Here is a 6,883-nt window from a genome sequence, read left to right as displayed (position 1 = left end):
ATTTAAGGTGCTGTTCGCGAACGAATTGATGCGTGATAGCGCGCGAGCGCTTAGAAGCCGAAGACCTCGCCGACGTTGGCGGCGATGCAGAGGTCGGCTTGGCGGTCGCGCGGGGTGGGGGTGTGGTTGACGATGACGAGGCGGCGCCCTGTGAAGAAGTCGATGAGGCCGGCCGCCGGGTACACGGCCAGCGACGTTCCCGCCACCACCAGCAGGTCGGCCTGCGCGATGGCATTCACGGCGCCGTGCACCGTGCGTTCGTTCAGGGGCTCCTCGTACAGCACGACGTCGGGTTTGACGATGCCGCCGCAGGCGGGGCATCGCGGCACGCTGTCGTCGGACTGCGCGCGAAGGGCCAGCAGGTTGTCTACCGAGTAGGCTGCGCCGCACGCCATGCAGAAGTTGCGCAGCACGCTGCCGTGCAGTTCGAGCACGTTCTTGCTGCCCGCTTTTTGATGGAGGCCGTCGATGTTCTGCGTCACCACGGCGGCCAGCGTGCCCGCTTGCTCGAGTTCGGCCAGCTTGCGATGCGCGCGGTTCGGCTGCGCGTCGAGCGCCAGCATGCGGTCGCAGTAGAAGTCGAAGAACGCGCTGGGGTTGGCGTCGAAGAAGCTGCGGCTGACCATCTGCTCGGGAGGATAGGGGTACTTCTGCGCGTACAGGCCGTCCGGGCTGCGGAAATCGGGGATGCCGCTCTCGGTGGACACGCCTGCGCCGCCGAAGAACACCAGGCCGCCCGGCGGCGTGTCGGCCACCCAGCTGCGGAACGTTTCGATAGCGCGCACGGTTTCGTCCATAGCTCCTCCTGTCGGTTTCGACCCATGATACCACGCTTCTTGCGTCCGGATGTTTCACGTGAAACATGCGTTCTGATCGGCCTGTTTTGCTCTTGAACGCCTGTCATCCCGAGCGCAGGCGACGAAGCGTGCCTTTGGGTGAAAACAAGGAAGGCGGTCACGGTGGCCGCCTTCCAGTGCGCTTGCGTTTCGCGAAGGATTAACCCTCGATGGAGATGGTCTTCTTCTCCTCGAGCTTGGGCTGCTCCTGCTTCTTCGGCACGGCGATCTTCAGCACGCCGTCCTCGAACTTCGCCTTGATGTCGTCTTCCTCGATGTCGTCGCCCACGTAGAACGTGCGGCTGCACTTGCCGCTGAAGCGCTCCTTGCGGACGTACGTGCCCTCTTCGTCCTTGTCCTCGGACTCGGACTGGGTCTGCGCCGTGATGGTGAGGTAGCCGTCCTTCAGCTCGGCCTGGACGTCGTCCTTCTTGAAGCCCGGCAGGTCGATGGTCAGCTCGAATCCTGCGTCGGTCTCCTTGATGTCGGTGCGCATGAGCGTGGGCGACATCTTCTGCATGGGAGCCGAGGCGGCGTTGAAGAACGCGTCGAAGGGGTCGGTCATCAGCTCGCTCAACAGGTTGCGGTTCCTGCGCATGGGTACCATCATTGCCATGTTCGATCATCTCCTCTAGTCGTGCGGGGAGGCGGTGGTTCCGGGTGCGCCGAAACGCCGCCTTGCTTGGTATGCCTGGTATTCTACGACGCGTTTTAGCACTCTACAACCGAGAGTGCTAAATGGTTACTTTTTCGTTATGTAGGAGCGGGGGCTTGCCGCGCGGCCGTCCTCTTCGGTGGCGCCTAAGACGAGGTCCATCATCTCCTGACGATTGCCGATGCCGAGTTTCGCGTAGATGTGGGCGATGTGCGTTTTCACCGTGTTCTCGGCAAGCACCAGTTCTTCCTGGATGAGGGTTCGCGTTCTTCCCTGAGCGAGGAGGATGAATATCTCCGTTTCGCGGGGCGAAAGCTTGTTCGCGACTGCGATGTCTTCGCATCGAACCGCGATGGCGCGTGATACGTGCTCTCCCGTGAGATCGCCGCTTGAAGGGTGCGCAGTCGTGGGTTCGGGATTGCCCGCTGCGCTTTCCTTCTCCGTCGACTCCAGGCGCCTTGCCCCGATCCATTCGCTGAGAATGGCGGCGATCGTGAGGGAGTACGCGGCGCCCAGCATGATCATGCTGCTGAAAGCCACTCCGCTGCCCAGCAAGGCGACCCACAGCACGGAGCTGAGCGCGTAGACGGCTGCTGCAACGCCCATCACTCGGTACGAGGGCATGGTGAGCGCATCGATGGCGGTGACCACGACGATCCAGAACAGCACGTGCGCACACGAGTCGTCCAGCCGCATGAGGGCGTCCAGCAGAGCGGCGGGTATCCCAGGGGCGGCGTTTTGGGACACCACGAGAAACAGACCGCCGATGACGATGATGAACGCTGGCTGAAACCTCAAATCGAGGCGCCATCCGGTTGTCTTCACCAGTGTGGCGAGTGCGAAGAGGGCAAGAAACGCTGTTGAGACGAGGGAGAAGACGACCTCTGCCGCGATCCCTTGCGCTGCGACGGCCTCGCTGCCCCATAATCCGATCGAACTGAACGACCGTACGGTCGCAAGTAGCAGCGCAGCTGCAGCGATAAGCACCAGCAGGCTTCTTCGACCCTCTCTTCCCGCCGGCAGCACGGCGCGCCGAGGTTGAGCCGCGAGCGCTTCCATCCTTGCTCCGGGGAGGTCGGCGCGCCGGGTTATATTCTGGGCGGATTCGGTAGGCGCAGAGCTCCGGGCGGCTTTGAATAGCGCGGCGGAAACGAGCGGCAGCGCGATGGTGACGGCGATCTGCCAGACGGGAGGCACCGCATAGCGGGCGATGGGAAGCACGAGCGTTTCCATACCCAATGCCGCCACGATGCACCAAGCGGTGCAGGCGAAAGTCTGCGTTCTGGCTAGCAGCAAATAGAATCGCGAGGCGATCCAGAAATAGCCCGCGCCGAACATGATCAGGCCGGCGATGGCAAGGAAAATAGGGTCGAAGAGGCTTTGATTGGAGGCGAGGGCGAAACTCGCGGTGCCTATCGAGGATGCAAGCGGTAGAACGTAGGAGAAAGGTTGGTCGCGTTCGCGGAGCCATCGGGGGCCTACTGCGAACGCAACTCCCACGATGAGTATGCCCAGCAGGAAGAAGATACGCGGATTGACGGCGGGATCGAGGTCGTGCAGGGAGGAGGGGAACCCTCCGGTATGCCCGGCCAGCGTGCACCAGAGCAGGTTCGTGCTTAGTCCCAAGGAGGCAAGAACTGCGCTGCGGTTGACGCGCACGCCGGCGGGTGTTTCCATGATCGATCCCCCTGTTTCTCTTCCCGGCGCGGTTGCGAGCAGATATTCGAAAGTCCTCTGAACAGCTGGCCATTATATACGATTCTCACGATAGGCGAAAACCCGGCGCGCCTCTATCAACCAAACCGGGGGATACCCGTTCGAGCCCTTCGTCATATTCACCCGGATACGTCGATGGCGGTGGACATCCCGTGCTTCTACCATCTTCCGGGTGTGCGGCGTGCGCGCCTGTTCCAGGTTGGAAGGAGGGGCAAGCGATAAGGCGGAACTGCCGCACGCACGACAAGAGAGGATGGAGGAGAGATCATGAGAAACATGCGACTGAAGGCCGCGCTTGGAATGGCGGGGGTGTTGGCGATGACTGCAGCTTGCTGCGTGGTTGGTCCGGCGCTTGCGGCCGATTCTGCGTCGACTGCAGACGAAATAGTGCGCGGAGGGGAGCCGGACGGCGATGTTCAGTATCCCGGCAAAGAGTACATCGTCGAGAATTACGACAAGTGGGACAAGATCGCCGAGGAGTACGCGCCCGAGATCATCCGATATTCGAACGGGCAGCTGGTTCAGCGTACCCCGACCGAGTACGAGTGCCCCCATTGGATGCAGCAAAGCTGGACCATTTCGTACAACACGTACTACCTCGACGCGGACAACCGAGGGTGCAATTCGTGCCATGCTGATATGAATGCGATGATCGAGAACATGGAGTACAAGCATGCCACGATCGACAACAAAGCGCTCGAGACGTACAGCGACGTGAACCAGTGCATCTCGTGCCATCGTGACAACGGCGACGATTTCGGCCGCCTCATACATGCCATCCACTACAACGAGCGCAGCGGGAACAAGTTCGCCGAGGGCTCGAACGGCACGTGTCAATCGTGTCACGACGCGACTGCGGATGGCAACGGCATGCAGCTGTGGGACAACGTGAAGCATGAGGCGCTGCAAGGCATCAACAAGGTTGAAAACGTGCAGGGCGAGTTCGCATCCACCCAGGACAAGGTGCAGACGCAAGACGAGCTGTACAGCTACGACTTCGTTCACGGCTATTACGACCATATGCGTTACGCATGCGGGCCTAACGGGCTTGACATCGACCTGCCCCAGAGCATGTTCGACGAGTGGGAGTTCACGGTCGACGGGAACGTGAACGCGCCCTACACGAAGAAGCTGCCCGAGCTGGTGGCCGAAGCTGAAGCCGCTGGCGTGGTGGTCACGAAGCCCTCGAAGATGGTGTGCGAGCTGAATCCGATCGGCGGCGGCGGAATCGGCCAGGCCGAGATCACCGGTATCCCGGTCAGCTGGCTCATCGAGAAGGCTGGCGGCTACACCGAAGACACCAACAGCGTGCGCGTCATTCGCGCAGACGGGTCTTCGCGCAGCGGGTTCGACCTCTCGGTCTTGGACAAAGGGTATCTGGTGTACAAGATCGATGGCGAATACCTCAGCGCACGTCACGGCTTCCCGGTCATGCATTGGCAGGAGACCTACGATGCCCAGATCTTCTCGAAGCAGATCAACGGCTACCACGTGTCGTCCGATGTCATGAAAGAGCGTGTGTGCGGCCAGGTCAACCAAGAGGATGCCCATGTGAACCGTCCCAACGTGACGGTGTGCGGCGTGCCCGAAGGTCTCATCATCCAGAACGGCAAGCCGTTCACGTTCAACGGCTATGCCGACGCGTTCGACCATCCCATGAAGACGGTGGAATTCTCCATGGACGGCGGCGAGACGTGGACGTCGTTCGACGTGGGAGACGTCGATCCGGCGAAATGGCTGTGGTGGAGCTTCACGTTCACGCCCGAGAAAGAAGGAGCGTACGTGCTGAGCGTGCGCGGCACGGACATCGACGGCGAAGTGAGCTACCGCAACCACGAGGTGCTGGTGAACGCGAAGGACGAGATGCCGTCCGAAGACGAGATCACCGAGATAGGGAAGATCGTCGATCCGGCCATGGCCAACGGCGATGCTTCCGGCGATCAGCAGTAAGCGAGGATGATAGACATGACGCAACGAAATACCCGAATGTTCGCCGGTGTTGCCGGAGCTGCGCTGCTGCTCACCGGGTCGGGCTTGGCGCTGAACGCTTTGAATCCGAACAGCGCCGATGCATCCGATGCGGCGAGCGGGACGACGCACTCGTTCAACGAGAACGTGGTTGAGGCTTCGTGGGTGAACGTCGACGACGGCTCGTACGTACGGGTGCCGAACGTGCAGGGAAGCTTTGTATTTAACCAATTGGGAACGACCCCGAACGACGAGCTGTTCAACGTATTCGGTGCTGCTTTGACCTCGATGTGCTCTAAGCCTGCGGTCGAGTTCGAAGCGCAGACGGGCGGCGTGGCCAATTTCTACGTGAACGTAGGGGGCCATATCAAGAAGAACTTCACGGTGGATGTAAGCGAGTTGTCCGAAGATGCCAGCGAGGAGGCGCTCATGGCGTGCTCGTGCGCTACCGGCTCTCCGTTCGGACAGGCTGCGGTGCTCGGCGTGCCGCTGGCGTCCATCGTGGAAATGGCCGATTTGGAGGAAGGCGTGAACACCGTGACGGCGTATGGCGCCGACGGGTTCGGCCAGCCTTTGCCGCTGCGCTACGCTTTGGAGCATGATGCGATGCTCGTCTACCAGGTGAACGGCCAGGAGCTTACGTCGGCGACGGACGGTTCCAGCATGCAGCTGTGGATGCCCGAGACGGTAGCGCGGTACTTCACGCGCAACATCACCGACATCGAGCTGACGCGCGAAGACGCCGAACCCGATGTGCAGCAGGTTGATCCGTGCTACCGCAACAAGATCAACATCATGAACTACGCCGACGGATGCACGTTCGTCGCAGGCGACGAGATCACGTTCGAGGGCGTTGCCGACGATCTAGGAAGCCCGATCGAGGCTATCGAGTTTTCGTTCGACGGCGGCGCTACTTGGACGTCGTGCGCGACCGAGGGAGCAACCGCGGACAAATGGGTGAATTGGCAGTTCTCCACTTCGTTCGAAGATGCAGGAGACTATCGTATGACGGTGCGTGCCAAAACTGCAGACGGCATGGTTTCGCCGCTTGCGGCGACGCTGTTGTTCCAGGTCTCGTAAGAGGGCTTATCGGAGGGCGCGCAATCCGGGCGCGCCCTCTTTTTCGGGCGTCCGCTTGCAGTTTGGCAATGGTTTAATGGGTCGCGTGAAGGCCGGCGTATGATCTATACTTGCCATTCGATCGGTTGATGCAAAGAAGGAGCTCGTCATGACCGTTATCGGCCTCATATCCGACACGCATGGACAGTTGCCCGACGAGGCGCTCGCGGCCATGGCGGACGTCGACCATATCATCCATGCGGGCGACATCGGCGGCCCCGAGATTCTGCATGCGCTCGAGGCGTTGGCGCCGACCACGGCGGTGCTGGGCAACAACGACTTCGACGAGTACGGCTCGCGCGTGAGCCGTTTCGCGCATCCGGTGATCGACGGCGTGCGCTTCCTCGTGGCGCACTATCCGCGCGACGTGCAGATCGGGTTCAACGGCTGCGCGGGTCTGGCGGCGGGCGATCCCATCCCGCAGGTGTGCGTCCACGGGCACACGCATGTGCCCGAGCTGGTGTACGGACCCGAGGCGCGTCCGGCATCGTACGTCGTCTGCCCCGGCGCGCCGTTCCGGCCTCGCGGCGGGTTTCCGAAGTGCACGGGCCGCATGCTAGTGGACGACGGGCGCGTGCTGGGCGTGCGC

Annotated in this window: 6 protein-coding genes; 3 read left to right on the top strand and 3 right to left on the bottom strand. The window is 61.6% G+C overall.

The genetic code is table 11. The features are described 5' to 3' along the window. Positions 1–50 precede the first annotated feature (50 nt). From ACMO6A_RS03770 to ACMO6A_RS03760, 3 genes are all read right to left on the bottom strand, one after another. Positions 51–797 carry an NAD-dependent protein deacylase gene (locus ACMO6A_RS03770; protein WP_035584214.1) on the bottom strand — a complete coding sequence of 249 codons (747 nt, stop codon included), beginning with the start codon at positions 795–797 and terminating at the stop codon, positions 51–53. A 199-nt stretch (positions 798–996) separates the two neighbouring features. After that, positions 997–1,452, bottom strand: a complete 456-nt coding sequence (locus ACMO6A_RS03765; protein ID WP_009305994.1) for an Hsp20/alpha crystallin family protein — start codon at positions 1,450–1,452, stop codon at positions 997–999. 126 nt (positions 1,453–1,578) lie between these two features. Beyond that, complete coding sequence (locus ACMO6A_RS03760) at positions 1,579–3,168, bottom strand: helix-turn-helix transcriptional regulator (protein WP_035584210.1); 1,590 nt, start codon at positions 3,166–3,168, stop codon at positions 1,579–1,581. 306 nt (positions 3,169–3,474) lie between these two features. Between ACMO6A_RS03760 and ACMO6A_RS03755 the strand changes: the two genes are divergently transcribed. The 3 genes from ACMO6A_RS03755 to ACMO6A_RS03745 all read left to right on the top strand — a co-directional run. Next, positions 3,475–5,157: a molybdopterin-dependent oxidoreductase gene (locus ACMO6A_RS03755; protein WP_086415002.1), complete on the top strand. Its 1,683-nt coding sequence runs from the start codon at positions 3,475–3,477 to the stop codon at positions 5,155–5,157. Positions 5,158–5,172: 15 nt separating this feature from the next. Continuing rightward, a complete protein-coding gene (locus ACMO6A_RS03750) occupies positions 5,173–6,255 on the top strand; it encodes a molybdopterin-dependent oxidoreductase (RefSeq protein ID WP_015759960.1) in 1,083 nt (360 codons plus the stop codon). Positions 6,256–6,403: 148 nt separating this feature from the next. After that, a partial coding sequence (locus ACMO6A_RS03745) for a metallophosphoesterase family protein (RefSeq protein ID WP_418470804.1) occupies positions 6,404–6,883 on the top strand: 480 nt, incomplete at its 3' end.

It is taken from the genome of Eggerthella sp., assembly GCF_048329335.1.
GTDB classification, from domain to species: Bacteria; Actinomycetota; Coriobacteriia; order Coriobacteriales; family Eggerthellaceae; genus Eggerthella; species Eggerthella lenta.
This window is presented reverse-complemented; position numbering and strand designations above follow the sequence as displayed.

What these genes read in the sequence shown, in the direction of transcription:
- ACMO6A_RS03770 (WP_035584214.1), bottom strand. Translation starts at nt 797, where the DNA reads ATGGACGAAACCGTGCGCGCTATCGAAACGTTCCGCAGCTGGGTGGCC.
- ACMO6A_RS03765 (WP_009305994.1), bottom strand. Translation starts at nt 1,452, where the DNA reads ATGGCAATGATGGTACCCATGCGCAGGAACCGCAACCTGTTGAGCGAG.
- ACMO6A_RS03760 (WP_035584210.1), bottom strand. Translation starts at nt 3,168, where the DNA reads ATGGAAACACCCGCCGGCGTGCGCGTCAACCGCAGCGCAGTTCTTGCC.
- ACMO6A_RS03755 (WP_086415002.1), top strand. Translation starts at nt 3,475, where the DNA reads ATGAGAAACATGCGACTGAAGGCCGCGCTTGGAATGGCGGGGGTGTTG.
- ACMO6A_RS03750 (WP_015759960.1), top strand. Translation starts at nt 5,173, where the DNA reads ATGACGCAACGAAATACCCGAATGTTCGCCGGTGTTGCCGGAGCTGCG.